This window comes from Pedobacter sp. T50_32 (genome assembly GCF_057652195.1).
This window is the reverse complement of the sequence record NZ_JBYFBY010000030.1, coordinates 1-244: the sequence shown is the minus strand read 5'-3', so window position 1 is coordinate 244 and position 244 is coordinate 1. Positions and strand designations below refer to the sequence as shown.

Genomic DNA, 244 nt, shown 5'->3' with positions numbered 1-244 from the left:
CAGCCATACAATTGACGGACTTTTTTGGTTCGACTTTCCGTTATGACTTTTGCTTGCATTCATTTTTCACAACATTGTTCGGTACAGTTTATTCTACAATCTGCCGACAATTTTAAAGACAAGATTTTTCGCATTTAAACAGTTTGATTGGAAAGAACAATTTAAAAGAAACTGGTTTGTAGTGACAATTTCAATTCTAATCGTTGCAGATTATCACATATTTTGGGACAGCTTCAAACACGAC

1 protein-coding gene is annotated in these 244 nt (G+C 34.0%); it reads left to right on the top strand.

What is annotated here, in order from left to right; genetic code table 11:
• Positions 1-49 precede the first annotated feature (49 nt).
• Positions 50-244, top strand: a 195-nt coding sequence (locus tag AC23ME_RS21130; protein ID WP_487729703.1) for a DUF4184 family protein, incomplete at its 3' end; no start/stop codon positions are given.